This window comes from Neoaquamicrobium sediminum (genome assembly GCF_040970315.1).
Taxonomy (GTDB): domain Bacteria; phylum Pseudomonadota; class Alphaproteobacteria; order Rhizobiales; family Rhizobiaceae; genus Aerobium; species Aerobium sediminum.
In genome coordinates this window covers 342,473-368,179 of the sequence record NZ_JAZHFV010000001.1, presented here as the reverse complement: position 1 = coordinate 368,179, position 25,707 = coordinate 342,473, and the positions used below count along the sequence as shown (strand labels likewise).

Here is a 25,707-nt window from a genome sequence, read left to right as displayed (position 1 = left end):
TCCGCTTCCGAACACGTAGCTCTTCAACCGGTGTAAGTGAAAGCTTCACGGCTCGACAGAATTCTCGGACGAAGAACAACTCGAGCGGCGTCAGTCTCGACACATCACCCCCGCAGTACGCCGCCGGTCTGCTTGGCGACGTTCTCCACGATGCGGCCTGCCAGCGCCTCGAAATCCTCATCGGTGAGCGTGCGCTCGACCGGCTGGATGGCGACCTCGATGGCGACCGACTTCTTGTCAGCGCCGAGCGACGGCCCCTCGAAGATGTCGAAGACGCGCACGCCGGTGATCAGCTTCCTGTCGGCGGCGCCCGCCGCACGGGTCAGCGCGGCTGCCTCGACGTTTCTGTCGACCACGAAGGCGAAATCACGCCGCACCGCCTGGAACGGCGACAGGTCCAGCCGCGGCTTGGTGCGCGTGGCCTTCGCCTTCGGCTCGGGAACGACGTCGATGAACACCTCGAAGCCGCATAGCGGGCCTGCAGCGTCGAGCGCCTCGAGCGTCTTGGGGTGGAACTCGCCGAAAGTTCCCAGCACTACCTTGGGGCCGAGCTTGATCGTGCCCGAACGACCGGGATGGTACCAGGCCGGGCCGCCTGCCTCGACCTGAAGCTTGTCGACCGGCGCGCCGCAGGCTTCGAGCGCGGCGAAGGCATCGGCCTTGGCGTCGAAGACGCCGACGGATGCGGCATTGCCGGCCCAGTGGCGCCCCTGACCTTCCATCTTCGCCGTGCCGCGCCGTACGCCGCCGGCCACCCGGCGCTGCTGCTCCGGCCTGTCGCCCTCATAGGTGCCCGACACCTCGAACAGCGCCACGTCGGCGAAGCCGCGATCGGCATTGCGCTGGGCAGCGGCAATCAACCCCGGCAGCAGCGACGGGCGCATGTCCGACATGTCGGCCGCGATCGGGTTCGCCAGCTTCAATTCAGGCTGTCCACCGCCGAAGAGCTCGGCATGCCTTGCGGGGATGAACGACCAGGTCACGGCCTCCATCATGCCGCGCACGGCCAGAGCGCGCTTTGCGGCGCGGGTGCGGATCTGCAGGGTCGTCAGGATGCGGCCGTTGACGGCATCGTGGGAGACCAGCGGCTGCGGGTCGATCTTCTCGACGCCGTGGATGCGCATCACCTCCTCGACCAGGTCGGCCTTGCCGTCGACGTCCGGACGCCAGGAAGGCACCGCCACGTCGACCCGGTCGCCGGACGGCACGGCATGCACGCCGCTCGATGGCATAAGCTCGGCAAGCCCGCCAGGAGCCGAAATCGTCATCTCGACCGCATCGGCCACCGTGAAGCCGAGACGCGACAGGATCGCCCGGCTTTCCTCCGGCGCGACTTCGATGCCGGTCAAACGCTTCACCTCGGCGAAGGGGAAGGAAACGACCCTGGGCTCGTGGCCTGCATAACCCGCCACTTCAGTCTCGCTGGGCGTGCCGCCGCACAGCTCGGTCACCAGCTTCGTCGCCAGCTCGATGCCTGGCACCATGAACTCGGGATCGACGCCCCGCTCGAACCGGTAGCGGGCATCGCTGACGATGCCGAGCGTACGGCCTGTGCGGGCGGTCGCCATCGGGTCCCACAGCGCCGATTCGATCAGCACGTCGGTCGTCGTCTCGTCGCAGCCCGAATGCTCGCCGCCCATGATGCCGGCGATCGATTCGACCCCATTATCATCAGCGATGGCGCACATGTCCGGCGTAAGCGTGTATTCACGCCCGTCGAGCGCCAGCACCGTCTCGCCCTCCTTCGCGCGACGCACGACAAGATTGCCCGCAACCTTCTTCGCGTCGAAGACGTGCAGCGGGCGGCCACGGTCGAAGGTGACGTAGTTGGTGATGTCGACCAGCGCGTTGATCGGACGCAGGCCGATGGCGATGAGGCGCTGCTGCATCCATTTCGGCGACGGGCCGTTTTTCACGCCCCTGACCAGCCGCAGCGCGAAACCGGGGCAGAGCTCCGGCGCCTCGATCGTCACCTTGACAGGACAGACGCCTTCGCCAGCCACCGGTGCGGCCGGGCCATTCTTCAGCGTGCCGAGTCCGGCCGCTGCAAGGTCCCGCGCGATGCCGTAGACGCTGGTCGCGTCCGGCCGGTTCGGCGTCAGGTTGATCTCGATCACCGGGTCATCGAGCTTGGCCCAGGTCGCGAACGGCGTGCCGACGGGCGCATCCTCCGGCAGGTCGATGATGCCGTCGTGCTCGTCGGAAAGCTGCAGCTCGCGCTCCGAACACATCATGCCGCGGCTTTCTATGCCGCGGATGTTGCCGACCGACAGCGTCACGTCGATGCCCGGAACATAGGTCCCGGGGGCCGCGAACGCACCTACAAGGCCGGCGCGCGCATTCGGCGCGCCGCAGACGACCTGCACGGGATCGCCGGAGCCCGTATCGACCGAAAGCACGCGCAGCCGGTCGGCGTCGGGGTGCTGTTCGGCGGTCAGGACCCTGGCGATGACGAACGGCTTCAGCGCCGCCTTGTCGTCAACGCTCTCGACCTCGAGGCCGATCATGGTGAGCGTGTCGACGATCTCAGCCAGCGAGGCGTCGGTGTCGAGGTGATCTTTCAGCCAGGAAAGGGTGAATTTCATGGTTCAGTTCCGTTGCTCGGGCTGGCGTTCGATGGAGAAGCCGTCGAGGTGGGGCAGGCCGTCATCCATATGCACGAATGGCAGGCGCCGCTTCTCGAAGGCGTGCAGTGTCGGCGGATAGCGCTCCGGCTCGTCCATGAAGCCGAGCGCGAAATAGAGATCGCCCGGCAACAGGTCGTCGCGATAGCCGATCTGGCTGCCGCAATGCTCGCAGAACGAGCGCTCCACGCCGCCGGAACGAAACGTCTTCGGCGTGCCGAACCAGGCGATCTCGGTCTCGCGCCAGGCGACAAAAGCCATCAACGGCGCGCCTGTCTGCTTGCGACAGTCGCGGCAGTGGCAATAGGAGCGCAGAAACGGCTCCGTCCTCATCTCCGCCGAGATGAGTCCGCAGCGGCAGGAGCCGGTGTGGACCTTGCTCACGAGCTCAGCCCGCCGAACAGCGTCGGCATGTCGAGCGGGCGGAAGCCGTAATGCTGGAGCCAGCGCACGTCCGCATCGAAGAAGGCGCGCAGGTCCGGCATGCCGTATTTCAGCATCGCGATGCGGTCGATACCCATGCCCCAGGCGAAGCCTTGATATTCGTCCGGATCGAGCCCGCCGAAACGCAGCACGTTCGGATGCACCATGCCGCAGCCGAGGATTTCCATCCAGTCGTTGCCCTCGCCGAAGCGCACTTCGCCCGGCCGCGAGCGATCGCACTGGATGTCCACCTCCAGCGACGGTTCCGTGAACGGGAAGAAGGACGGCCTGAACCGCATGTTGAGCGACGGCACCTCGAAGAAGGCCTTGCAGAACTCCTCTAGCACCCACTTCATGTTGGCGACATTGGCGGTCTTGTCGATCACCAGCCCTTCGAGCTGATGGAACATTGGCGAATGGGTGGCGTCCGAATCCTGCCGGTAGGTTTTGCCCGGAATGACGATGCGGATCGGCGGCTTCTGCGTTTCCATGGTGCGGATCTGCACCGGCGAGGTGTGGGTACGCAGAAGCATGCGCTCGCCCGCCTCGTTCGGATTGAAGAAGAACGTATCGTGCATCTCGCGCGCCGGGTGGCCTTCCGGGAAATTCAGCGCGGTGAAGTTGTAGTAGTCGGTCTCGATGTCCGGCCCCTCGGCGATCGAGAAGCCCATGTCGCCGAAGATCGCGGCGATTTCGTCGACGATCTGGCTGATCGGGTGAATGCGGCCACGTTCGGCGGGCGACTGACGTACCGGCAGAGTCACGTCGAGCTTTTCCGCGGCGAGACGGGCGTCGATCGCCGCATCGCGCAGCTCGTTCCTGCGCGCGGCGAGCGCCTCGGCCACGCGGTTTTTCAGGCCGTTGATCGCCGGCCCCATCACCTGACGCTCTTCCGCGCTCATCGCGCCCAGAGTCTTCAACTTCTCGGAGACGCTGCCCTTCTTGCCAAGGGCCGAGACGCGCACCGCCTCGATCGCCTGCTCGTCGGCCGCGCCGGCGATGTCGGAAAGCAGCGCGGCTTCAAGTTGTTCCAGTTCGGCTTGCTGTGCGCTCATGTCTTCGGGTCACTTCCTGCGGTCAGATTCACGTGAAACGCGCTCGGCGGATACGAAAAAACCCGCGCCAGCCCTGCCAGCGCGGGTTTCCCAATATCAGTTTTCGAATGCTTGGGAAGCGCTGGTCTTAAGCGACAGCGCTTTCAAAAGCATTCGGCGTGGTGTCCTTGAGGTATTCGAGCGCGGTCTTCGACTTGGCGACCAGCGCAGCGAATGCCTGCGGCTCATGGATGGCCATGTCGGACAGAACCTTGCGGTCGATCTCGATGCCGGCCTTGTTGAGGCCGTCGATGAAGCGGCCATAGGTCAGGCCGTGCTCGCGGACGGCCGCGTTGATGCGCTGGATCCACAGGGCGCGGAAATTGCGCTTGCGGTTCTTGCGGTCGCGGTAGGCGTACTGCAGCGACTTCTCGACCGCCTGCTTGGCGATGCGGATGGTGTTCTTGCGGCGGCCGTAGAAACCCTTGGCCTGGGAAAGAACCTTCTTGTGCTTGGCGTGGGCGGTAACGCCCCTCTTCACGCGTGCCATGTCATGATCTCCTTAAATCTCGTATCCAGCCGGCTCAGAGGCCGCCGCCGTTGGGCAGGAAGTTCTTGATGACCTTCTTGGCATCCGGTTCTGCGAGAACCATCGTGCCGCGGGCATCGCGGATGAACTTGTTGGTACGCTTGATCATGCCGTGGCGCTTGCCCGCAGCAGCGGACTTCACCTTGCCGGTGGCCGTGATCTTGAACCGCTTCTTGGCGGCCGACTTGGTCTTCATCTTGGGCATTTTGCTTCCTTTCTGGAGACGCAGTGAAGCGCCGTTGTCTTGCTTCGGACCGACCAAAGTCCGAAAAGCATAAAAGACCGCCACGGCATGCCCTGCCGGGCGGCTTTCTGTTTTGAACGCGGCCTTATAGCGGCGAGCCCGAAAAAGCGCAACAGCCGATTAGAAGACTGCCCGCTCACCAGACATGCAGGATCACTGGCAGAACTCCAGCCTCCTGAAGCCCTTCCACCAACTCGAAGAACGGAAAGGCGAGCACAAAAAAGAGGCCGTCGGTGAAGGTACGGTAAAGCAGCTTGGGCTTCACGGCGAGCATTTCACTTTCCCTGAAAAGCCAGGGCTTGGGAAAGAAGCGGGGAACCTGCTCCATATAGCGCAGGTAGGGATCACCGAAATTCTGCTCCAGGAAACGTTCTTCGACCTGGATCACAGCCAGAAAGGCCAGCCATGTGAGCACGGCGAAGGCCAGCGCGATGATGATGCTGCCGGTCATGGCGCCAATACCTGCTGCGCCTATCGCGGAAAACACATAGAGAGGGTTGCGGGTCACCGAATACGGGCCCTCGGTGACAATCTCCGCGCTTTTGCGTCCGCCAATATAAAGCGTGCACCACGTGCGTCCCAGGATGGCCACCAGGATCAGCACACCGCCGATCCATTCCATGTATTCGTGCATCGCCTGCCCGGGAGCCGCCTCGGAGCGGACAAATAAAAGCGCCAGGAAAATCAGACCGATCAGCAAGGCGAGTACGTAGCGCCGGCGACGTTGATAGCGACGCAATTCGTCGTACGACTTGGCCTGCCCTGAGGCGTGGCGACTGGTGTCGGTCATCAAAACCGCCTCCCCGCGAAGTTTACCTGCCCGTCACCGCGCATTGAAACGCAATCGTGGCAAAAAAGCAGAAGGCCGCCGAAGCGGCCTTCCATATTTCGTTTCAGGAGGTCTGCGCCGTCATTTGGGCGCCAGGACCATCATCATCTGACGGCCTTCGAGCTTCGGCTCGGCCTCGACCTTGGCGATTTCGCCGACCTCTTCCTTGACCCGGTTGAGGAGCTGCATACCAAGCTCCAGATGCGCCATTTCGCGGCCGCGGAAACGAAGCGTCAGCTTGACCTTGTCGCCTTCGTCGAAGAAGCGGCGAACGGCCTTCATCTTCGTCTCATAATCGTGGTCGTCGATGTTCGGACGCATCTTGATCTCCTTGATCTCGATGGTCTTCTGGCGCTTGCGAGCCTCGGCGGCCTTCTTCTGGCTCTGATATTTCATCTTGCCGAGGTCGGCGATCTTGCACACCGGAGGCTGGGCGTGGGGCACGATCTCGACCAAATCCATGCCGGCGTCTTCCGCGGCAAGCAGCGCATCATTGATTGAAACGACGCCGCGGTTCACACCTTCGGCATCGATAAGCTGCACCTGCGGAACGCGAATCTCGAGATTTGCGCGCGGCCCTTCCTTGACCGGGGCTGCGGCTCTGTGTGGTCTGCGAATGGTCGTAGTCTCCTCGAATCGTTGACGAGATTGGTTGTAGAATATGCCTGCGCATGCCTTGCAGCGCGCTCGGCGCGACCGTCATTAGCACATGAGCGGAAGAATCACGAGCCCCCTGAACGCTTTGCCTCGAGGGAACGAGCGTCACCGGGTGATCGTCACGGGGGTAGGCGTGCCGGCAAGCTCGTCATATAGGAAGGCCCGGAGGTTTCGTCCATGCAAAACAGCACTCCCGAATACCTGTCGGTCGATGGTGACCGCATCGCCGTGCGCCACCGCAACGGCAAGACGCCAGGCATCGTGTGGCTCGGCGGCTACCGTTCCGACATGCTGGGCACGAAGGCCGAGACTCTCGACCAATGGGCGGCGGAGCATGGCCATGCGTTCACCCGCCACGACTATTCGGGCCACGGTGAATCGGGTGGCGCCTTTGCGGACGGGACGATCTCGCGCTGGCTGGCGCAGAGCCTCGCCGTTTTCCGCCAGCGCACGGTCGGACCGCAGATTCTCGTCGGGTCGTCGATGGGCGCCTGGATCGCGCTGCGCATGGTGCAGGAGTTGCACAAGGCTGGAGGAGGCGACCGTGTCGCCGGCATGCTGCTTCTGGCCCCGGCGCCCGATTTCACGGTCGAGCTGATGGAGCCGCAGCTCACCGACAGCCAGCGCCGCGATCTCGAGGAACAAGGTTTTTTCGCCGAGCAGTCGGACTATTCTCCGGAGCCCAACATCTACACGCGCGCGCTTTTCGAAGACGGGCGCGCCAACCGGGTCATGGTCGGGCTCATCGATACGCACTGCCCGGTGCATATCCTGCAGGGCATGGCCGATCCCGACGTGCCTTACGAGCATGCGCTGAAGCTTGTCGAGCACCTGCCGGCCGACGACGTGACGCTTTCTCTGGTTCGCGACGGCGACCATCGCCTGTCGCGGCCGCAGGACCTGTCGATGATGGTCGCCGCCCTTGAAGGCCTGGTCGAACGCGCGGCGGAACGCTCCTGATGCGCACATCCGTCCCGGCTTCCGCGTTCGTCGCGGCAATCGTCGGCTTCGGTGGAACGCTGGCGCTGATCATCGCGGCGGCGACCGCGGTCGGGGCCACACGCGAGCAGACGACGAGCTGGGTCGCGGCGGTCTGCCTGGCGATGGCCTTCGAAACGGCCTGGCTTTCATGGCGCTACCGCATGCCGGTGGTGACGGCATGGTCGACGCCGGGCGCCGCGCTGGTCGCGGCGAGTTCGGGTTTCACCATAGAGCAGGCCGTTGGCGCCTTCATCGTCGCCGCCCTGCTGCTGGTCGCAACAGGTCTGTTCAAGCCGCTAACCCGCCTGATCTCGCGGATTCCGGCATCGGTGGCATCTGGCATGCTTGCCGGCATTGTCGTCAGCTTCGTGATGGCGGCGGCAAGAACGGCCCAGGCGGACGCCGGGCTCGTGTTGCCGCTGTTGGCGGCATTCTTTCTGATCCGGCTGGTCAGTCCGGCCATGTCGGTGCTCTTCGTGCTTGTCGGAGGTGTTGTCCTGGCATGGCTGACGGGCCGGGTGCCGGCGCTGCCGCCGCTGGAAATCTCCACCCTGACCTGGATCACGCCAGAATTCTCGCCAACCGCGGTCATCGGGCTGGCGATCCCGCTCTATCTGGTGACGATGGCGTCGCAGAACCTCTCGGGTCTCGCCGTACTCAGGGCATCGGGCTACGAACCGCCGGCCGGCCCGCTGATTGCCGTGACCGGCTTCTTCTCGCTTGTTTCGGCACCGTTCGGCGCGATCACGACCAACCTTGCGGCGATTTCGGCCGCGATCTGCACCGGCCCGGACGCGCATCCCGATCCGCAGAAGCGCTGGCTGACAGGCCCATTCTACGCCCTGACCTATCTGGTCTTCGCCTTGTTCGGCGCATCACTGGTGTCACTTTTTGCCGTGCTGCCGCCGAGCCTCATCGTGCTCGTCGCCGGCCTCGGCCTTCTGGCGCCGCTCGCCAACGCGCTATCGATCGCCATCGCCGAACCGGGCGATCGCATCGCCGCCACGGTGGCGTTCGCGGTCACCGCGTCCGGCCTCACAGCGGCCGGGATCGGCTCCGCCTTCTGGGGCCTGGTCGCCGGCATTGTCGTTCTGGCGCTGGACGCAGCGAAAATCCGCTTTTCCAAACAGTAGCTTATCCGGTTTTCCACTGCCCAGTCTTGAATGGCGATTTGGCCGTTCCCATTTCGAAATCATGCAGCCGATCGGGGCTGCGCCCAACCAAAGGGAACGGATGATCATGACCAAGACCGCTCTGATCCGTCCTGCGTGGACGCCTGCCACCATCGCGCTGATGGTCGTTGGTTTCATGGTGTTCTGGCCGCTCGGCCTTGCCATGCTCGCCTACATTCTGTGGGGCGATCGCCTTGAAGATTTCAAGGGTGACTGGAGCAGGACCCGCGAAAGCTTTTTCGGCTCTTGCCGGAAAGGAGCACACATGCACGCACGGACAGGAAACGTCGCTTTCGACGACTGGCGCGCCAAGGAACTCGAGCGCCTCGCTGAAGAGCGTCGCAAGCTCGACGAAATGCGCGAGGAATTCGACGACTATGCCCGCGAACTTCGCCGGGCGAAGGACCAGCAGGAGTTTGACCGCTTCATGGCCGAACGCTCGAAGTCTACCCCTGCCCCCCGCAAGGGCAAGAAGGGTGGCGAAGGCCTGCTCGACGAAGTCTGATACTGGTTTGCACGCAAGTGCATCCTCCCGGAAACGGCGCTGGAAATCTCCAGCGCCGTTTTCGTTTGAGCGTATTTGCTGTCACTCCACCACCACGGCGAATCGGATAGATTATCGACATGGTCCTTGGCTTTCTCAGACAATCCCGCACGACGAAGGCAACGCGCAGCGTTGCGCAGGAGCGCCTTCACGTGGTCGGAAGCCGCGAATTGCCGCTGCGGATCGTCGAGAACGACCGTGCCAAGCGTTTGACGCTGCGCATCGATGCGGGCGGTCGGGGGCTGCGGATCACGGTGCCGCCCGGTCTGGCGCGCGGCGAGGTCGAGCGCTTTCTCGACCGACACCAGGGCTGGCTGGAGACGAAACTCGCCAAGGTGCCGGATCAGCCGCAGGTGCGGACGGGTATCAAGATCCCGCTACGAGGCGTGCCTCATCTCATCGTCCACGAACCGGGCAAGCGCGGAACCGTCACCGTGGGCCGGCAAGACGATGTGCCTGCGCTTTTCGTGCACGGAGAGCGGCGGCATCTGCCCCGGCGTCTAGCAGACTTCCTCAAGCGCGAGGCCAAGCGCGACATCGAGGCGCTGGTGGCCAAGCACACCGCAGCCGTCGGCAGGGCGGCGAAAGCTGTGCGCTTCAAGGATACCTCTTCACGCTGGGGGTCCTGCACGGCCGATGGCAGCCTGTCCTTCTCGTGGCGCATCATGATGGCGCCCCCGACGGTGATCGACTATCTCGTTGCCCACGAGGTCGCGCATCTGCGTGAAATGAACCACGGGCCGAAGTTCTGGGCACTGTGTCGCGAACTCTGCCCACGAACGGACGAGGCCCGCGCATGGCTCAAACGCAATGGCGGCTCCTTGCAGGCGATACAGTTCGCTTAGTCAATCATCGTTCGCGGCGTTGAGGTCTTCGGGGCGGGTGCCTTCGGAGGCGGTTCGAGGCCACGGTAGGAAATCGGGCTCGAACCGATCGCTTGCGAAATAGTCGAGCGCGCGCTGGCCTTCGGAACCGGCTGCCAGACCATCGCCGAGCAGCGATGCGATTACGGAGCGGGCCTGCTCCAGCTTTGCGCGCACCTTCATCGTTTCGTTATCGCTCATCGCCACCTTCTCCCGCCTCGCTGGATCAGGTCTAAACCTAGACCATGACGCCATCGGATTGAACCGCCGGGTTTCTCGACTTGGTCGGCATTTCATGGCAAGCGTTGCCACGTTGCGCGTCCCCGGAGGCCGGATTGGACTTCTTCAATTTCGCCAAGGCAGTCGAGCAGGGCATCTACGATGTGATGATGTGGATACTTTTCTATCCACTGACACTGCTGCGCATGATCGTGCGCCCGGCTTCAACACTGCAATATGTCTACGCCGAATCGCGAGGCGATCCAGACGTGGCCTTTTCGGAGGCCATGCGCCCGGCGCTCATGATCTTCATCTCGATCACCATCGGTACGCTCCTCACTCCCTTCACCGACGAACAGCGCGCCCTGTTGCTTGGGACAACCATCGGCAGCCTGCTTACGAGCTCATGGTTCTTCCTGATCTTCTACAGGATGGTGGTGTTTTCGTTTTTTCCGCTCTGCGGCGCGCTGCTGCTCGACCTGCTGACGCCGGGCTCTATCTCTCGCGAAACGCTGCGAACGCCATTTTATCTGCAGTGCTATATCTGCGCCCCTTTCGCGCTGATCGCATCGCCGACGCTGGTCAACATCCAGCACGATTCCATGCCCGTCTATGCCGCGTTCGCGGCGGTGACCCTCTGGTTTCTGGCCGTGCAGTATATCTTCTTTCGCGACTACGCACGTCAGACCGTTGTGCGTTCGCTGCTTCTGGCTCCCGCCGTGCTGCTGCTCGGCATCATTGGCGGCATCGTGCTCGGTCTCGTGGCAGCTTCTTGAAATCTGCCGTTTTTCGTGCCGATAAGAAACGTATGACCTTCGACATCAAGATATGCGGACTGAAGACGCCGGAGACGCTGGATGCTGCCGTTGCGGGCGGCGCCTCGCATGTCGGCTTCATCTTCTTCGCCAAGAGCCCTCGCAACGTGGCACCGGAGCAGGCGGGTGCTCTACGGCTGGCCGCGAGAGGCAAGGCGCAGGCGGTGGCCGTTACCGTCGACGCGGACGACGCGTTTCTCGACGCGATCGTCCAGGCAATGGCGCCGGACATGCTGCAGCTTCATGGCAAGGAAAGCCCCGAACGCGTGGCCGAGGTCAAGGCGCGCTACGGCCTGCCGGTGATGAAGGCCTTTTCGGTCAGCGCGGCGGCTGATTTCGACCGGATCGCCCCCTGGCGTGGGGTCGCGGACCGGTTCCTGTTCGACGCCAAGCCTCCCAGGGGGTCAGAACTTCCCGGCGGCAACGGCGTTTCGTTCGACTGGCGTCTGCTGGCAGGCCTTGACCCGAGCATCGATTACATGCTTTCGGGAGGATTGAACGCCGCCAATATCGGCGACGCGCTGAGGTTAGCGAACCCGCCCGGCATAGACATCTCGTCGGGCGTGGAAAGTGCACCGGGCGTCAAGGACACGGCGTTGATCGAAGATTTCTTCAAATCCGTCAGGATTGCACGGGGCAGAAGCGCCGCCTGACGGGACCGTTCCCGAGGAGACCGGCCGTGAACCAGCCTGTGACCCCCAATTCGTTCCGTACCGGCCCCGACGAGCAGGGCATGTTCGGTATGTTCGGCGGTCGTTTCGTTGCCGAAACGCTGATGCCACTGATCCTCGATCTCGAGTCCCACTGGAACGAAGCCAAGAACGATCCTGAATTCAAGGCCGAGCTGCAGGCACTGTCGACGCATTACGCCGGCAGACCTTCGAAGCTCTATTTCGCGGAAGGGCTGAGCCGGCATCTCGGCGGCGCGAAGATCTACTTCAAGCGCGAGGACCTCAACCACACCGGCTCGCACAAGATCAACAACTGCCTCGGGCAGATCCTTCTGGCCAAGCGGATGGGCCGTAAGCGCATCATCGCGGAAACCGGCGCCGGCCAGCACGGCGTGGCCTCGGCCACCGTCGCGGCGCGGTTCGGCTTTCCTTGCGTTGTCTATATGGGCGCCACCGATGTCGAGCGTCAGAAGCCCAACGTCTTCCGCATGAAGCTGCTCGGTGCGGAGGTGAAGCCGGTTTCGGCCGGCCACGGCACGCTCAAGGACGCCATGAACGAGGCGTTGCGCGACTGGGTCACCAATGTCGAGGACACCTATTACCTGATCGGCACCGCGGCCGGCCCGCACCCCTATCCGGAACTCGTGCGCGAATTCCAGTCGGTGATCGGCACCGAGGCGCGCGGCCAGATCCTGGAGCAGGAAGGCCGGTTGCCCGATGTGGTGATCGCCGCCGTCGGCGGCGGATCCAACGCGATCGGCATCTTTCACCCCTTCCTCGACGACAAGGACGTCAAGATCATTGGCATCGAGGCTGGTGGGCACGGGCTCGACGGCGACGAACATTGCGCCTCGATGAATGCCGGAAGGCCCGGCGTGCTGCACGGCAATCGTACCTATCTGCTGCAGAACGACGATGGGCAGATTCTCGACGGCCATTCGATCTCGGCCGGGCTCGATTATCCGGGCGTAGGCCCCGAACATTCGTGGCTGCGCGACAGCGGCCGTGTCGACTACGTGCCGATCATGGACGACGAGGCGATGGAGGCCTTCCAGCTCACCACGCGCACCGAGGGCATCATCCCGGCACTCGAATCGTCCCACGCCATCGCGCATGCGATGAAGATCGCACCGAAGATGGGCAAGGACGAGATCATCGTCGTCAACCTCTCCGGCCGGGGCGACAAGGACGTGCACACCGTCGCCAAGATGATGGGCATGGAGATCTGAGTTGGCCGGCGCGCAATTCGTCGACATCTGGATCAACTGTCCCGATCGCGCCATTGCCGAACGCATAGCGGAAGCGGCGGTCGGCGACCGGCTCGCCGCGTGCGCCAATGTCTTTCCGCAGATTTCCAGCATCTATCGATGGAAGGGCGCAGTGGAGCAGGCCGACGAGATACCGTTGCTGCTCAAGTCGCGTTCCGCTCACTTCGAAGCCGTTGCAGAGCTCGTAAGCTCCATCCACCCATACGAGACGCCGTCGATCGTCGCGACCGAACTGGTTGCCATCAACGCGGGCTATGCCGACTGGCTGGCCGCCGAAACCAGGGAACCCTGATCCATGACCGATACCCGCATCGACCGCCGCATGGCGAAACTGAAGGCCGAGGGCCGGCCGGCGCTCGTGACGTATTTCATGGGCGGCGACCCCGACTACGACACTTCGCTGGCGATCATGAAGGCGCTTCCCAAGGCAGGCTCCGACGTGATCGAGCTTGGCATGCCGTTTTCCGACCCGATGGCGGACGGTCCCGCAATTCAGGCGGCAGGCCTGCGCGCGCTGAAGAGCGGGCAGACGCTGGCCAAGACGCTGCGCATGGCGAGCGAATTCCGCGAAGGGGACGACGAGACCCCGATCGTGATGATGGGCTACTACAATCCGATCTTCATCTACGGTGTGGATCGCTTCCTCAAAGACGCGAAAGAGGCGGGCATTGACGGGCTCATCATCGTCGACCTGCCGCCGGAAATGGACAACGAGCTCTGCATTCCGGCGGTGAAGGCCGGCATCAACTTCATCCGCCTCGCCACGCCCACGACGGATGACAAGCGCCTCCCCAAGGTGCTCGAAAACACCTCGGGCTTCGTCTATTACGTATCGATGACGGGCATCACCGGCTCGGCCCTGCCCGATACGAGCAAGGTCGGCTCGGCCGTCGCGCGCATCAAGGCGCATACCGAGCTGCCGGTTTGTGTGGGCTTCGGCGTCAAGACGGCGGAGCAGGCGCGCGCGATCGGGGCTTCCGCGGATGGCGTGGTGGTCGGCACCGCGATCGTCAACGCCGTCGCAAATGTCATCGGGGCGGACGGAAAGTTGGTCGCCGACCCCGCCGAGGCGGTTGCGACCCTGGTCGACGGGCTGGCGCACGGTGTTCGGCGTGCCCGCCTTGCTCCGGCCTGATAGACGCTCCATCTAGAGCCTGTACGCAGTATCGAGGACATCGCCATGAACTGGATCACCAATTTCGTCCGCCCGAAGATCAATTCCTTCCTCGGCCGCCGCGAGATGCCTGAAAATCTCTGGATCAAGGATCCGGAGACCGGCGAAATGGTGTTCCATACCGAGCTGGAGGGGAACCAGTGGGTTATCCCATCTTCCGGCTACCACATGAAGATTTCGGCGAAGGAACGCCTCAAGGCGTTTCTCGACAACGGCGCCTACGAGCTGATCGAGAACCCCAAGGTCGCGGCCGATCCGCTGAAGTTCCGGGACGAGAAGCGCTACACCGACCGCCTCCGGGACTACCGGACCAAGACCGGCCTCGAAGACGCGGTGCTTTCGGCCACCGGTGCCATCGAGGGCTTGCCGATCGTCGTCACCGTGCAGGATTTCGCCTTCATGGGCGGTTCGCTCGGCATGGCGGCCGGCGAGGCGATCGTGAAGGCGTTCGAAACCGCCGTCGAACTGAAGCGCCCGATGGTGCTGTTCTCGGCCTCGGGCGGGGCGCGCATGCAGGAGGGCATCCTGTCGCTGATGCAGCTCGCGCGCACGACCGTTGCCGTGGACCGTCTGAAGGAAGCGGGCCTGCCCTATATCGTGGTGCTGACCAACCCCACCACGGGCGGCGTGACCGCTTCGTACGCCATGCTGGGCGACATCCATATCGCCGAGCCGGGCGCGGTGATCGGCTTTGCCGGCGCCCGCGTGATCGAGCAGACTATCCGCGAAAAGCTTCCCGAAGGCTTCCAGCGCTCCGAATATCTGATGGAGCACGGCATGGTCGACATGGTCGTGTCGCGGCTGGAGATGAAGGAAACCGTGGCGCGGCTTCTGAAGATACTGGTCAAGGAAAAGGTGGTGGCAGACCCCGAGATGGAAGTCCTGCCGCCGCCTGCCGAACCGGCTGTAGAGAACCGCCCGGAAGCATGATCTTGAGGTCGAAAGCCCTGCAACGACGCCGGGATTGGTCACGATGACCACGCAAGCACACGCCGCAGAGCGCGAGATCGAGCGCCTGATGACCCTTCATCCGAAGGGTTTCGACCTTTCGCTGGACCGCATTTCGCGACTGCTGGAGCGGTTGGGCAACCCCCAGGATCGCATGCCGCCGGTGATCCATATCGCCGGCACCAACGGCAAGGGCTCGGCCGCCGCATTTTCGCGCGCTCTGATCGAGGCATCGGGTCTGAGCTGCCACGTTCATACCTCGCCGCACCTGGTCAACTGGCACGAGCGCTATCGCATCGGCGCGCCCGGCGGCAGCCGGCTGGTCGAGGATTCGGTGCTGGCTGACGCGGTTGCCCGCGTTGCCGAGGCCAATCAGGGCGAGACGATCACCGTCTTCGAAATCCTCACCGCGACGATGTTCCTGCTGTTCTCCGAACATCCGGCAGACGTGGCAATCGTCGAGGTGGGACTGGGCGGACGCTTCGACGCCACCAACGTGATCGCCAGGCCGGCGGTCAGCCTCATCATGCCGATCTCGCTCGACCATGAAGCCTATCTGGGCGATCGGGTAGAGTTGATCGCGGCCGAGAAGGCCGGGATCATGAAGCCCTCATGCCCGGTGGTCATCGGCGCGCAGGAATACGAGGACGCGCGCGATGTCCTGATCGAAACCGCCGACCGCCTCGACTGCCCGTTGCTTGTTTACGGGCAGGATTTCCTGGCCTTCGAGGAAAACGGCCGGATGATCTATCAGGACGATGACGGGCTGTTCGACGTAACGCCGCCACGCCTGCCCGGCAGGCATCAATATGCCAACGCCGCCGCAGCCATTGCCGCCGTCAAGGCGGCCGGCTTCGAGATCGGCCACCGCGTTGCCGAAGCGGCGATGGCGCGCGTCTACTGGCCGGGGCGCATGCAGAAGCTGACCGAGGGGCGGCTGGTGGACCTCGCACCACGCGGCGCCGAAATCTGGATCGATGGTGGGCACAATCCCGGTGCAGGCGCGGCCGTAGCCGAGGCACTGGCCGACCAGGAGGAAAAGCGGCCTCTGCCGCTGGTGCTGATCGCCGGCATGATCAATACCAAGGACCAGACCGGCTATTTTCACAACTTCGTCGGCATGGTGCGGCACGTCTTCACGGTGCCGGTCAATGAAAGCGATGCAGGCGTGCCCAACGACGAGCTGGCTGCCCGTGCCATTGCGGCGGGGCTTGCTGCCGAACCGGTCGCATCGGTCGAGAACGCTCTGATGCTGCTGCGGGACGCCTGGGACGATCCGGAGCATCCCCCGCGCATCCTGATCTCGGGATCGCTCTACCTTGTCGGCGAAGTGCTGGCGAAAAACGGCACACCGCCTGTGTGATCAAAGAAAAAGCCCGGCGCTAAGGCCGGGCTTTTTGTCGGTACCTGCGTGACCGTCAGGCGACGGCGCCACCGATCCATGCCGACAGCGCAGTCTTGGGAGCGGCGCCAACCTTCATGTCGGCGACTTCGCCGTCCTTGAAGAGCATCAGCGTCGGGATAGAGCGCACACCGTACTGTGCGGCGAGTTCCGGGTTCTCGTCGATGTTCAGCTTGGCGATCTTCACCTTGCCGCCGAGTTCCGTGGAAATTTCCTCGAGCGCGGGCGCAATCATCTTGCAGGGGCCGCACCATTCTGCCCAGAAATCGACCACCACAGGCTCGGAAGCCTGGAGCACTTCGGCCTGGAAGGTGTTCTTGTCTGTGGTGACGGTGGCCATGTGGGTCTCCTTGATAGGATTGTGTCGCCAGATATGTGGGACTCTCGGAAGCCCCATTCAAGCATTGTTCTGTCACGCATGGGTGAGTCGGGCAAGCGCGTCGTCCATCGTCTGCGCCGACACGGCAATCAACACCGGCGCCTCGGTGTAGACAAGGGCAGCCCGGATTTCACGATCCGGATAGAGCGGTGCTAGAAGCGCTCTATATAGCGCCATCTGAGCGATATGCGTTTCCGGCACTTCGTGCAGGCTGCCGGGCGGCGGACGATTGGTCTTGTAGTCGACGATCAGCACTGCATCTTCGGTGATGACAAGCCTGTCGATGCGTCCGGAGACGGCGCGCTCTCCGCTTCCGAGCGCTACGCGGCCCATGATTTCAACTTCGGCGCGCGACCCATCTTCGAAGATCGCGGCGAAACCGGGATCGTGCAGCACGGTATCGACGGAGTCCCATAGTCGTTCAGCCTCTCCATCCGGCCAGGCATTTCCGATGCGCGCAATATAGCGGCTCCCGGCGGCGGCGCGTTCGGTGAAGGGTACCGCCGGCAGAACCTGCAGCAGCCTGTGCACCGCCAGCCCGCGCTCGAGCGCATAGGACTGCGCGGCGGGCGCGTCGAGTACCGGCGAGCGGGACCCGGGCACGACGTCCGCATCGCGTTCGACCGTCGCACCGGCACCCGACGGCGACAGCGGGCGGGGCAACAAAGGGGCGGGTGGTAACGGTTGGTACAGGGCGTGCGGCGGCGGATTTGCCGAACCCGGCTTCTCGACGGTCCCCTGCGCCGCGACGACCGCACCTGTTTTCGTCACTTGGTAACGCAGGACGGTTTCGCCTGTGGCAGGATTCCGCACTTCGCTCGTATGCGGGGACGCCATGAGCGCATCGCGCACCAGCGCGTGCCAGCTCCCCTCGGGTTGACCGCGCTTTCCATGGTAGCCACAGATAACCAACCGGTCCTCGGCACGTGTCATGCCCACATAAAGGAGACGCCGATATTCCTGCTCGGCCTTGCGACGGGCGGATGCCGACAAGCCGAGAGCGAAGCTGTTGTTCATGTCGGCGGTGGCGCGCCACAGAAACCCGTTGCCGACCCAACCGCCGGATGGCGCGGCAAAGGGCACGAGGCGCGGAAGGTGACTGTCGGAAAAGGCCGCCGAGCCGCTGTCGACGAGAAACACCACGGGTGCCTCCAGCCCCTTAGCGGCATGAGCCGTCATGATACGCACCTCGCCGCGGGTCTGATCCATCTCGCGCTTGATTTCCGGGCCGCCGCCGTCGAGCAAAGCAATCAGCGCCTCAAGGCTGTTCACGCCGGTCCTTTCGGCGGCAAGACAGAAATTGAGGAACTCGTCGACCACGTCGCCCGCCTCCGGCCCCAGCCGGGCTATGAACTTTCGGCGTAAGCCATCTCGGGCAAGCAGGTTGGCGAAGAACTCGAATGGCGGCCTGTAGCCGGCTTCATTTCTCCAGCGAGTCAGCGTTTGCCAGGCCTGGGCTATTGCGTCGTCACTCTCGCCGGCGGCCCGCATCGCTGAAAGCAAGGAGCGGCCCTCCGGCCGCCTCGCAGCCAGCTCGAACAGCATCTCTTCACTGAACCCGAAGGCCGGGCTCTTGAGCAATGCTGCAAGCGAGAGATCGTCCTCCGGTTGCAGGGCGATGCGCGCCACCGCCATCAGGTCCTGAACGGCGATGTGACCGGTCAACATCAGCCGGTCGGCGCCGGCAACGGGAATGCCGCGCGTCTTCAGTTCGCGGCCAAGCGCGTGGATGAAGCGATCGCGCTTCCTGACCAGCACCATCACGTCGCCAGGCGTCAGACGTCTGCCGCGACCCGGGATCATTTCATCCGATGACAGCCAGTGTGCCACGGTGTCGGCGATCTGGCGCGCGAGCCGCACGGCGGGCGCGGACGCATGATCGATCGCCTCGGTCCAGTCGTCTGGCTCCTCGACCACGGTGGGGCTTAACGATTCCCATAGCTCGACATGGCCCGGCGCGTTCTCGCGAATGGCCAGATGCTCGACCGGCTCGGGGTCGCGGGTGAGGCCGTCGCGCGCCACCTCGGAAGCAAAGACGAGATCGACCGCCGAAAGCACATCCTCCGTCGAACGGAAAGAACGGGTGAGCTTGACCTGCTCGAACGCCCCGCGAGCCGCCAGAACGCGATCGCGGAAGGCCCGCCCACTGAGCGCAAAGGACTCGGGCTCGGCACCCTGAAAGGAATAGATCGACTGCTTTTCGTCGCCCACCGCAAACACGGTTCGGCTCTCGTTCTCGCGCGCGCCTTGTCCGGAGAAGAACTCGGCCGCGAGCGCGTTGACGACCGCCCACTGGTCCGGGCTCGTATCCTGCGCCTCGTCGAGCAGGATATGGTCGATGCCCTTGTCGAGCTTGTACTGCACCCAGGCACCGGCATCCTCGCGGGATAGCAGCGCCGCCGTGCGCGCGATGAGGTCATTGAAGTCGAGGAAGCCGCGCGCACTTTTGAGGCGTTCGTAGCGTGCTATCAGCCAGTCTGCGAGGACCAGCGCCGCACGGGTGGCTTCCAGCATGGACAGGAGCGCGACGCGGTCGCAGGTCGTCTCGATTGCACCGGCAAATCGTTCGAACTCCTGCGCGAACTCCGGAAAATACTCGCCGACGCCCTTGGCCATGATCCGCGTCGCGGATTTCGGCGACCAGATACCGGCCTTCCTGGTCAAGAAGATCGTGCGCAAGGTTTTCAGCCGCTCGACGGGATCGGCGAGCGCGCAGGCGCCTGCAAGGTCAGCGGAGAAGGTCGCGGCGATCGACTTGCCGGCCGCCGATGCCCGGCTGCCGATGGCCCTGGCCAGTGCAGGATTGAAATACGGGTCGGGCCAGATGGCTTCGGCCAGGGATGCCGGCGTTTCCTCGCCGGCAAATCCGAATTCGGCAAAGAATGGACGAAAGTGCGTGTCGCCCTCGCCCACGTTAGAGATGAAGCGGCCCAACGCGCCACGCTGCGCGATGATCGCACCAAGCAGGGACTCGAGCCCGCTTTCACCGCCATAGTCCAACACGCTTGCAAACGCTTCGGCGAGTTCCGGCTGCGCATCGCCGGCAGCCAGCGCGACCATTTCGCGGCGCGCCTCGGCCACCAGCGCCGCCTCCATCTGGCTGTCCAGCAACTGGAAATGGCCGGCAATGTTCGCTTCCAGCGGGAACTGGTGCAGCACCGCCTCGCAGAAGGCGTGGATGGTCTGGATTTTCAGTCCGCCGGGGGTCTCCAGCGCACGGGCAAAAAGCTGGCGGGCAAAGCGAAGACGTTTCTGGTCCGGGCTTCTGCCGTCAAGTTCGGCCAGTTCGGCAGCCAACTTGTCTTCGTCCAGCATGGTCCACCGGGCAAGGCTGGCAAAGACACGGTTCGCCATGTTGGCCGCTGCCGCGCGCGTATAGGTGAGGCAGAGGACACGCGACGGCTCGGCGCCACCGAGGAGCAGCCGGATGACCCGCTGCGAGAGCACGTGCGTCTTGCCCGAGCCGGCATTGGCCGACACCCAGGCCGAAACGCCCGGCATCGAGGCCGTAGCCTGCGCCGTACGCGTATCCTCCGGGACCGTGAGCCGCGCGCTCATTCGCCCTCGCTCCCATCACCCGGGCCGTCCCCACCGGCCGACCATTCGAGCACGCGCGCGAGATGGTCGTAGTCGCCGCTGGTGTCGCCCTCGCGGAACGGCAAGGCACGCGACAGATAGCCCGTCGTCTCGCTGCCATAATACGCGAGCAGCCGCTCCAATCGCTCCCACGCCTCGGTCGAGAGCTGGTCAGCGGATTTGACCTGCCGGTTGTATTCGAGGATCGACTCTTCGATCACCTCGCCATTGGCCTTCATGCGCACATGGGCGAGCTCTGCCGGCGTGGCTGCGCCCGCATCGGCAAAGGCGCCGCGCATCAGGAGCGCGCCTTCCAGCGCCAGTTGGGGCGACAGGAGCGTATGCGCCTGCGCCTTGGAAGGGGGCGATCCAGTCTTGAAGTCGATGATGTCGGCCATGCCGGCTGCCCGCAGATCGATACGGTCGGCACGCCCGGAAAGCGAGATGCCAGTCACGCCGACAGGCGTGGCGTCTGCCTTCACCTCGGCGAGCCTGCCCTTTATGCCCGGTGGCCGTCCCCGCTCCCACACGATGAAGTGGCTCGCCATGCGCACGAAGCGCGGCCACCAGACTGCGTCGATGTCGGCCGGAAGTGCTGCGCGATCGAACAGCTCTCGGCCGATCTCGATCAGACTCGCTTCCGCCTCGGGCGCAAACGGATCGGTGCCGGACATCGCGAATGCGTGCACAATGTCGTGGAACAGCGTGCCGCGTTCCGCCGCTCCGGGGTCGCGCAACAGAGGCTCCAGCGGCTCCAGCTTCAGGATGCGCCGTGCATAGACCGCATAGGCGTCCCGGCGCAGGGTCTCGATCTCAGTGACGGAGAAACGCTGCGGCCTCAGCGCAAGCGGCGGCTTGGGTGAAGGCCGCGGCGCAAAGGGGACGGGCTCGGCCTTGTCCAGCTCGCGCGCCCATTCGAGCAGGGTGCGACCGCGGGCAGCCATGGATTCGACGGCTTCTTCGCCGGCAAATGTCTTCAGCCTCTGCAGCCAGCGAGACGCGAGCGCGGGTGCGTCGCCCGCGCGCGCCGCGCGGCTCAGTACCACTTCGGGCGCGCCCATTGCCATGACGAAATCGTGCGCGGCCTGACCGATACGCCGTTCCGGCGGCTCCAGCTCCATGCCGGCCTTCATGAACCGCGACATGAACGGATCGGGCTCCGCCTTGCGGGGCCAGGAACCTTCGTTGAGGCCGCCGATCACGAGCGTGTCGACCGACTGGAGCCTAGCTTCAAGTGCCCCCCAGATCGCGATGCGGCTGTCGCCCGTGACCGAGGGTTTGACCGTGGCGCCGGCGATCAGGGCCTCGAACACGTCCGGCCACTGTCCTGCCTCCACATCGAGCGAGACGCTGGTGCCGGCCAGTGAGCGCAGGAAAGAAGCGAAGGCCTCGCCCGCATCGCCGCGATAAAGTTCTGTCAGCGATCCATCGGCGTCGCGGCCAAGCGCTTCGAAGCACTCGACCGACGCCCGGACGAGCGCGGCAATCGGCACGTCATTGCCGCGCAAGGCAGACAGCGCAGTCATGGCCTCGGCGACCTTGACGAGCAGGAGCTGCGCCGCGTCTACCTGATCCCCTCGAAGGCGTGCGAGCCAGGGCGGCTTTCTCGGGTTCGCGCGACGTTCCTCGAACTGGCGTTCGAAATCCGCGCCCAGACTGGCGATGTCCGGCCTTCCGGTCCCGCCGCGCAGCGCGATCAGATCTATCGTTTCCGAGCCGTCCCGGACCCGCTCGCGACCCAGACCCGCCCGCAGCAGCGGATGCTTGAGAAGCGCCATGATCGAAACCGGATCGCCCGGCGTGAAAGCGGTCTGAAGCATCAGCCGGAACAATGATGCGGGCGGCGTCAGGACCAGCGGGGTGCCGCCGGAATCGTCCGCCTCGATCCCGAAACGGCGCAGTTCGCCCGCCACCCGCCGCGCTAGTTCGCGATCACCGGTTACCAGTGCCGCCGATCTGTTTCCGTCCGCAATGGCCAGCCGCAACGCCACCGCTATCGCCAGTGCCTCTTCGCGTTCGTTGGCGGCTTCGACGAGGCGAACGCCTTCGAACGCTTCCGGCGTTGCCGCATCGCGATTGCGAATCCAGGCGTCTGTCGTCTCGGCGGGACGAAGCGCTTCGTTGACCGCCGCGATGCGAGCGGCAACGAACGGAAGCGACGTGGCGACCTCGACCACGTGATCGCGGCCGAGACCCAATACGCCGAGCAGCTTTTTCAGGCCGGCCTGTGGGTGTCCGAAGCTGGCGGGCGGGCTATCAGGCCGGCCAATCTCGCGCCAGCTTGCCTCGTCGAGCACCAAGTCCAGCCCGGGCAGCACGACCGCGCCTTGGGGAAGCCGCGAGATGGCTGCCAGCAACTGCGCTGTCGCGGGTATCGAGCCTGTGGAGCCGGCAGCGATCACCGGGCCAACCGGCGGATTGCCCGCAAGACGCTCGGCCTCGGCGAGGATCGTCGCATTGCGATGCGCTGCCGGGTTGGAACGGTCGCGTTCTCTCAGAAGGTCGGGCCAAGCGCCGGTGACGATCTGCAGGAATTCGAGCGTCACCTGCCACCAGTTGGCAAGATCTTCCGGCACGAGCTGCGTGAGGCGATTCCATTCCGCACCGCCGGTCTCGATCTCGTCCATCAGCGCGGCAAGATCGCGCGCCAGCCAGATCGCATCGGCCAACGAGGCCGGCACCACCACCTCTTCGTCGAACAGCGCGGCCACATGGGCAGGCAGGCGGCGCTTCCAGGCCTGAACCAGTGGGCTCAGGAGCAGAATGCGGTCGAGCGGTTCGATCGGCGGCGCCAGCGTCAGTTCGTCGGCTTGTCCGCCCTCGAATATCGCAGCGTCCTCATCGAACTCGCCCAGCGGCCGGATCGTCGGCAGGATGGCGGACACGCCGCCAAGTCGGTCGACGAACGCGCTGCGAAGCGCGCGGGCGGCACGGCGTGTTGGCAGGTAGATGGTGGCCGAAGCCAGTTTGAGCGGATCGCCATCAACGGCAAAGCCCGGCACCAGACGGCCCGACAGGATAGCGTCAGCCAGTGTCGGCAGGAACGGCTGGCCGGGTGGAATGGTGAAAACGCGCGGCGCAGGGCGGCCGGTCATGACCCGCCATGGCGCGCTATCGCGGCTTCCGCCGCTGCGACCGCATCCGGCGTGCCGACGGTGATCCAGTGGCCGCGCATGGACATGCCAAACAGCCGGCCAGCCGCAATGGCGCGGTCGAAATAGATGTTGAGCGAATGCGGCTCCGCAGCCGCGCCCTCAAAGATGCGGGGATGCACGATTGCCGCCCCGGCATAGATCAGGCCCTCCGGCGCGCCGCGGGCGCGCGCAAGCCTGCCTTCGGCGTCGAGCAGAAAATCTGTCGAGCCGCTATGTCCGGTGGCATCGTCGGGTCGGGCGAGCATGAGAAGAATATCTATGCGCGTGCCGTCCCACGCAAGTGCAAGCTGCTCGAGATCCTGGCCGTCACGATCGATCCAGAACGTATCGGCGTTGAGAATGAAGAAGGGCTCGGCCCCAAGTTCGGGCAACGCCTTGACAATGCCGCCTGCGGAATCGAGCAGCAATCCACTCTCGTCGGACACGACGATATGCGGTCGGCTGCGCTGGCCCACATGATCGATGATCTGCCGTGGCAGGTAGTGGACATTGACCACCGCCTTCTCCACCCCCGCTTGAGCCAAGGCGTCAAGGCCGCGGTCGAGCAGGGTTTTGCCGGCTATGCTTATCATCGGCTTCGGCATGGTGTCGGTCAGCGGTCGCATCCGCTTGCCGAGCCCGGCAGCCATAACCATCGCCGTCTTCATAGGATACCGAGCTCCGCATAAAGGTCACGCACCGGGCGCAGCGCAGGATGCGTGATGGCGCGGGCTACATAAGAACGAATGCGAGGCAGGTGCTTCAGATAGCCGGGCTTGCCATCGCGGACATCGAGACGCACGAAGATGCCGAGGATCTTCGTGTTGCGCTGCGCGGCCGTGATGGCATAGGCCGCCTCGAAAGCCTGCCGGTCGAAGCCGCCCTGCGCCTGGCGCGCGGCGACATATGCCTCGACAATTGCGTTTTCCAGTTCCGCCGGGATCGTGACCCGGGCGTCCATGGCGAGCGATGCGACATCGTAGGCGGATGGGCCGATCATGGCATCCTGGAAGTCGATGAGCCCGATGCGATCGCTACCCGAACGATCCTCCCGCCAGATGATGTTGGGAGAATGGACATCGCGGAGAAGGATGCTTTTCTCGCAGTGTTCGAGCGTGTCGAACACGGCGCCCCACGCCTGCGAGAAGGCCACGCGTTCCGCATCCGCTGCCGGGCGGCCGGCAATATGGGGCAGATACCAGTCGACAAGCAGTTCGCTCTCGATCGAAAGGGCGTCGCGATCGAAGGGCGGGATCGTGTGGACTGTGCCTGGCGCAGCCTCGATCTGCGGCTGCCATTCGTGGCGATGTATGCCTGCCAGAAGTTCAGCCGAAGCAAGATAGCGCTCGCCTATCGGCTCGCCGTCGGCATCGAGAACACCCTCGCTGCCGAGATTCTCGATCAGCAACAGCCCCCGCTCGAAATCCGATGCGTAGACCTCCGGAGCGCAGAAGCCCTTGTCACGCAGCGCCCGTGCGATGGCGACGAACGGGACCACCGATTCCGATATATGTGCGATCTGCGCATAGGGCTTGCCGTCGCGGACTGGTGGACCCGACGGCGGACGTGGCGCGTTCATCAGGATGACCGGCGCGGCTTGCTCGAGAGATATGGTTTCGTAAGCGCGCGCAGAAGCATCTCCAACCAGATAGGCGCGGGTCGCCCCGCGATATCCGGACCGGTCGAGGAACCCGCGGATGGCCAGAGACCGGTCGAGCCGCGCCATGAACTCTGCCGGGCCTGTAATGCGCGCGCGCCGGCCGGCTCCATGTTCGGAAAGGACAACCGCGGCGGCGTCGCCGGGCAATCTTTCTTCCGCGCGTTCCGGCCATTCGATCAACGCCACGCCATCGCGGACCGCCTCGTCGAAACCCAGCTCCTCGAATTCATCCGCGGCGGTCAGACGATAGAGGTCGAAGTGGTGGATCGGAAAACGCGCCTGGTAGGCCTGCACGAGCGTGAAGGTCGGGCTAGGAACCTCCAGATCCGGCTCCCCGTACAGGCCGCGGATGATTGCGCGTGCGAGCGTCGTCTTGCCCATCCCTAGATCGCCGTGAAGCGCCAGCACGTCACCGGGGCGCAGCATCGCAGCCAGGTCTTCGCCAAGGATGGACGAGGCGATCTCGTCCGGCAGATCCAGTTCGATCGAGCGCTCGACCAT

The 25,707-nt window shown here is 64.4% G+C and carries 24 protein-coding genes; 11 read left to right on the top strand and 13 right to left on the bottom strand.

Going from position 1 to position 25,707, the window contains the following annotated elements:
* Window positions 1–104 precede the first annotated feature (104 nt).
* The 7 genes from pheT to infC form a co-directional block, all read right to left on the bottom strand.
* A complete protein-coding gene (gene pheT / locus V1479_RS01800; RefSeq protein ID WP_368801397.1) occupies window positions 105–2,585 on the bottom strand; it encodes a phenylalanine--tRNA ligase subunit beta in 2,481 nt (826 codons plus the stop codon).
* Window positions 2,586–2,588: 3 nt separating this feature from the next.
* Window positions 2,589–3,008, bottom strand: a complete 420-nt coding sequence (locus V1479_RS01795; protein ID WP_438620475.1) for a GFA family protein — start codon at window positions 3,006–3,008, stop codon at window positions 2,589–2,591.
* Window positions 3,005–4,102, bottom strand: a complete 1,098-nt coding sequence (pheS, locus tag V1479_RS01790) for a phenylalanine--tRNA ligase subunit alpha (protein ID WP_368801396.1) — start codon at window positions 4,100–4,102, stop codon at window positions 3,005–3,007. The genes V1479_RS01795 and pheS overlap by 4 nt, the downstream gene beginning before the upstream one ends.
* 127 nt (window positions 4,103–4,229) lie before the next feature.
* Window positions 4,230–4,631, bottom strand: coding sequence for a 50S ribosomal protein L20 (gene rplT / locus V1479_RS01785; protein WP_368801395.1), 402 nt, complete (start codon window positions 4,629–4,631; stop codon window positions 4,230–4,232).
* Window positions 4,632–4,665: 34 nt separating this feature from the next.
* Window positions 4,666–4,875 carry a 50S ribosomal protein L35 gene (rpmI, locus tag V1479_RS01780; RefSeq protein WP_173188599.1) on the bottom strand — a complete coding sequence of 70 codons (210 nt, stop codon included), beginning with the start codon at window positions 4,873–4,875 and terminating at the stop codon, window positions 4,666–4,668.
* Between the two features lie 175 nt (window positions 4,876–5,050).
* Complete coding sequence (locus tag V1479_RS01775) at window positions 5,051–5,704, bottom strand: methyltransferase family protein (protein WP_368801394.1); 654 nt, start codon at window positions 5,702–5,704, stop codon at window positions 5,051–5,053.
* A 120-nt stretch (window positions 5,705–5,824) separates the two neighbouring features.
* Entirely contained in the window at window positions 5,825–6,361 is a 537-nt protein-coding gene (gene infC / locus V1479_RS01770; protein WP_368801970.1) for a translation initiation factor IF-3, read from the bottom strand.
* A gap of 216 nt (window positions 6,362–6,577) precedes the next feature.
* Here infC and V1479_RS01765 point away from each other — a divergent pair, with 216 nt between their 5' ends.
* The 4 genes from V1479_RS01765 to V1479_RS01750 all read left to right on the top strand — a co-directional run bounded on the left by V1479_RS01765 (window position 6,578) and on the right by V1479_RS01750 (window position 9,942).
* Entirely contained in the window at window positions 6,578–7,360 is a 783-nt protein-coding gene (locus tag V1479_RS01765) for an alpha/beta hydrolase (RefSeq protein ID WP_368801393.1), read from the top strand.
* Window positions 7,360–8,514, top strand: a complete 1,155-nt coding sequence (locus V1479_RS01760) for a benzoate/H(+) symporter BenE family transporter (RefSeq protein WP_368801392.1) — start codon at window positions 7,360–7,362, stop codon at window positions 8,512–8,514. Before V1479_RS01765 ends, V1479_RS01760 begins: the two co-directional genes overlap by 1 nt.
* 106 nt (window positions 8,515–8,620) lie before the next feature.
* Entirely contained in the window at window positions 8,621–9,058 is a 438-nt protein-coding gene (locus V1479_RS01755; protein WP_368801391.1) for a DUF2852 domain-containing protein, read from the top strand.
* 119 nt (window positions 9,059–9,177) lie between these two features.
* On the top strand, window positions 9,178–9,942 hold the full coding sequence (locus tag V1479_RS01750; RefSeq protein ID WP_368801390.1) for a M48 family metallopeptidase: 765 nt from the start codon (window positions 9,178–9,180) through the stop codon (window positions 9,940–9,942).
* Here the strand turns inward: V1479_RS01750 and V1479_RS01745 are convergent, their stop codons facing one another.
* Window positions 9,943–10,161 carry a hypothetical protein gene (locus tag V1479_RS01745; protein WP_173188607.1) on the bottom strand — a complete coding sequence of 73 codons (219 nt, stop codon included), beginning with the start codon at window positions 10,159–10,161 and terminating at the stop codon, window positions 9,943–9,945.
* 134 nt (window positions 10,162–10,295) lie between these two features.
* Here V1479_RS01745 and V1479_RS01740 point away from each other — a divergent pair, with 134 nt between their 5' ends.
* From V1479_RS01740 to V1479_RS01710, 7 genes are read left to right on the top strand one after another with little or no spacing between them, the layout of a single operon-like run.
* Window positions 10,296–10,955 carry a hypothetical protein gene (locus V1479_RS01740; protein WP_173188609.1) on the top strand — a complete coding sequence of 220 codons (660 nt, stop codon included), beginning with the start codon at window positions 10,296–10,298 and terminating at the stop codon, window positions 10,953–10,955.
* Window positions 10,956–10,987: 32 nt separating this feature from the next.
* Complete coding sequence (locus tag V1479_RS01735; RefSeq protein ID WP_173188611.1) at window positions 10,988–11,647, top strand: phosphoribosylanthranilate isomerase; 660 nt, start codon at window positions 10,988–10,990, stop codon at window positions 11,645–11,647.
* Between the two features lie 26 nt (window positions 11,648–11,673).
* Window positions 11,674–12,894 (top strand): tryptophan synthase subunit beta, encoded by a 1,221-nt coding sequence (gene trpB, locus V1479_RS01730; RefSeq protein ID WP_173188613.1) that lies wholly within the window; start codon window positions 11,674–11,676, stop codon window positions 12,892–12,894.
* 1 nt (window position 12,895) lies between these two features.
* Window positions 12,896–13,225, top strand: a complete 330-nt coding sequence (gene cutA, locus V1479_RS01725) for a divalent-cation tolerance protein CutA (RefSeq protein WP_368801389.1) — start codon at window positions 12,896–12,898, stop codon at window positions 13,223–13,225.
* Between the two features lie 3 nt (window positions 13,226–13,228).
* Window positions 13,229–14,068, top strand: a complete 840-nt coding sequence (gene trpA / locus V1479_RS01720) for a tryptophan synthase subunit alpha (RefSeq protein WP_173188617.1) — start codon at window positions 13,229–13,231, stop codon at window positions 14,066–14,068.
* A 45-nt stretch (window positions 14,069–14,113) separates the two neighbouring features.
* Window positions 14,114–15,037: an acetyl-CoA carboxylase, carboxyltransferase subunit beta gene (gene accD, locus V1479_RS01715; protein WP_173188619.1), complete on the top strand. Its 924-nt coding sequence runs from the start codon at window positions 14,114–14,116 to the stop codon at window positions 15,035–15,037.
* Between the two features lie 43 nt (window positions 15,038–15,080).
* Window positions 15,081–16,418: a bifunctional folylpolyglutamate synthase/dihydrofolate synthase gene (locus tag V1479_RS01710; RefSeq protein ID WP_368801388.1), complete on the top strand. Its 1,338-nt coding sequence runs from the start codon at window positions 15,081–15,083 to the stop codon at window positions 16,416–16,418.
* Between the two features lie 55 nt (window positions 16,419–16,473).
* Here the strand turns inward: V1479_RS01710 and trxA are convergent, their stop codons facing one another.
* The 5 genes from trxA to tsaE all read right to left on the bottom strand — a co-directional run bounded on the left by trxA (window position 16,474) and on the right by tsaE (window position 25,707).
* Window positions 16,474–16,797: a thioredoxin gene (gene trxA, locus V1479_RS01705; protein WP_173188623.1), complete on the bottom strand. Its 324-nt coding sequence runs from the start codon at window positions 16,795–16,797 to the stop codon at window positions 16,474–16,476.
* A gap of 72 nt (window positions 16,798–16,869) precedes the next feature.
* The gene (gene addA / locus V1479_RS01700; protein ID WP_368801387.1) at window positions 16,870–20,394 is read right to left on the bottom strand and encodes a double-strand break repair helicase AddA; all 3,525 of its coding nucleotides are present in this window, start codon (window positions 20,392–20,394) and stop codon (window positions 16,870–16,872) included.
* Window positions 20,391–23,507 (bottom strand): double-strand break repair protein AddB, encoded by a 3,117-nt coding sequence (addB, locus tag V1479_RS01695; RefSeq protein ID WP_368801386.1) that lies wholly within the window; start codon window positions 23,505–23,507, stop codon window positions 20,391–20,393. The genes addA and addB overlap by 4 nt, the downstream gene beginning before the upstream one ends.
* Window positions 23,504–24,214 carry a nucleotidyltransferase family protein gene (locus V1479_RS01690; RefSeq protein ID WP_368801385.1) on the bottom strand — a complete coding sequence of 237 codons (711 nt, stop codon included), beginning with the start codon at window positions 24,212–24,214 and terminating at the stop codon, window positions 23,504–23,506. The genes addB and V1479_RS01690 overlap by 4 nt, the downstream gene beginning before the upstream one ends.
* Window positions 24,211–25,707 (bottom strand): tRNA (adenosine(37)-N6)-threonylcarbamoyltransferase complex ATPase subunit type 1 TsaE, encoded by a 1,497-nt coding sequence (gene tsaE / locus V1479_RS01685; protein ID WP_368801384.1) that lies wholly within the window; start codon window positions 25,705–25,707, stop codon window positions 24,211–24,213. The genes V1479_RS01690 and tsaE overlap by 4 nt, the downstream gene beginning before the upstream one ends.